1 protein-coding gene is annotated in these 1,722 nt (G+C 68.6%); it reads right to left on the reverse strand.

The genetic code is table 11. The annotated features are described in order from the left end of the window. Window positions 1-353: 353 nt before the first annotated feature. Window positions 354-644: a diguanylate cyclase domain-containing protein gene (locus DQ240_RS24605; protein ID WP_113842037.1), complete on the reverse strand. Its 291-nt coding sequence runs from the start codon at window positions 642-644 to the stop codon at window positions 354-356. Window positions 645-1,722 lie beyond the last annotated feature (1,078 nt).

Below are 1,722 nucleotides of genomic sequence, written 5' to 3' on the forward strand. Positions count from 1 at the left end.
TCGTTGCTGATCTCGCGGACCTGCACCCGATGCACCATCTCGCATCTCCTGCGGGGAAGACAGGATCAGACGAGCCCAGGCTTCAGCAAACGGCCGTCAGGGCCAAGGTTCACGGCCGGGGCACTAGATCATCGACGGTTAGCCCTCATCAGTCGTCCCGAGATCACATCGCCGGATGGGAGGGCGCCGGCGCGCCGAGCGGCGAGACCGCTCAGGCGGGGATGTAGCGGGGCGTCGGTGCTGTGCGGGCGCAACTGCGCCGCCGTTGCCTCTTGGCTCCGAAGATGTCGAGTTCGGCTGACGTCATCAGCTCATCGAAGTCCGCACCGCGCGACCGACCGCAGTGCCGATGCCTATGTGGATCGACGTCGCACTAGCACACGTTTGGACCGGCGTGCGCTTTCCGCCTCTAGCCTCCGGACCAGGTCGCGGGGGTTGGCCGTGACTACGCCAGGGTCATCAGCACGAAATCGTCCCCGCCCAGCCGAGCGGCTGCGTCCTCGTCCCGGCACGCGGCGCATCCTCCTGGCCAGCTCTGCGAGTAACTGATCTCCGACGGCGTGCCCGCGCCCGTCGTCGACCTGCTGCAACCCGTCGACGTCGCAGACGAGCAGCCCGCAGCCTGCGCCGGTGACCGCGTCCAGGTGTCTCCGCGCAGCGCCTCGAACACCCGCGCCGGTTGCTCACCCCGGTCAGCGGGTCTGTGGTCGCATCGAGCGCGCCCAGCGCTTCCGCTCGCGTTGCTCGGTTATGTCGGATCCGACGAACTCGACGGCATGCGGCGGCCCATGTCACCGGCCAGGACGCTGAGGTGCAGGGCCACGCGCCTCCGGATGTCGGACGCAGCCGGCCGGTCGATTTCGCCGAGGATGAGATTCGCCCGCGAGCGCCGCGGCAACGGCGGCGCGGGCCAGAACTGCCTCTTGCGGGATGACCAGGACGTCCCGGAGGAAGCAACCGAGCATGCTGGCGGCCGGGCGCCCGGTGAGGCGCTCGACCGCCGGGTTGGCCAGCAGGATGCGTTTCTCGCCGTCCAGACGGAAATAAGCGTATCGGTGGTCTCGACGAGGGCGTTCGACAGCTCTGCTGCCGAGGGCCGAACAGCCTCGAGCCGAACGGCCACGGCGCCTCCTCCGGTCAGTCACCTGCTGGGCAGGGTCCCGATGACGCCTGCCGGCCAGTCCGATGGCGCGCGCGACCTGCTCTCGATTGGTATGGAGCGGTGCGCAACTGAGGGTGCAGCCGGCGCTCTCCCTCCCTGGGGTGAGGGTCGTTCGCGCGAGGCGGCGGAGACGGCGTCCGGGCAGAGGACGCTCACGGGACCGACGAGCTGCACCGGCATCGGAGTGACCGTTTCGGCGCGCGACAGGAGAAGGACTGAAAAGTCGCGCGGACGCTTCCCCGGCTTTGCCTCGCTCGGGCGAACGTGAGCCGACTCTCGTGGCCCGCCCTGACGATCGCGACGCGCTTACGACGATTAATCAACCGTAATCTCCACTCACCAGTCAACGACGGTTAACTCGCAACACGCGGAGCGAGCTGCACTGTCATCGCTGACCGACGCCGACCAGCAGAGGCAATTACCGTCGGCGCGTGGCCGTGCCCCGTGGGGTGGTGTAGCTCGTCCGCGTGCTGCTCTGCGGTGTTGCTGACTATGCCGTCTGCAGGGCGGGCTGGTCGATCACCTCGCTGGGGTCGGTGCGGCGGGGCTCGAGGGCGGTC

The sequence above is a fragment of the Blastococcus sp. TF02A-26 genome (genome assembly GCF_003319125.1).
Taxonomy (GTDB): domain Bacteria; phylum Actinomycetota; class Actinomycetes; order Mycobacteriales; family Geodermatophilaceae; genus Trujillonella.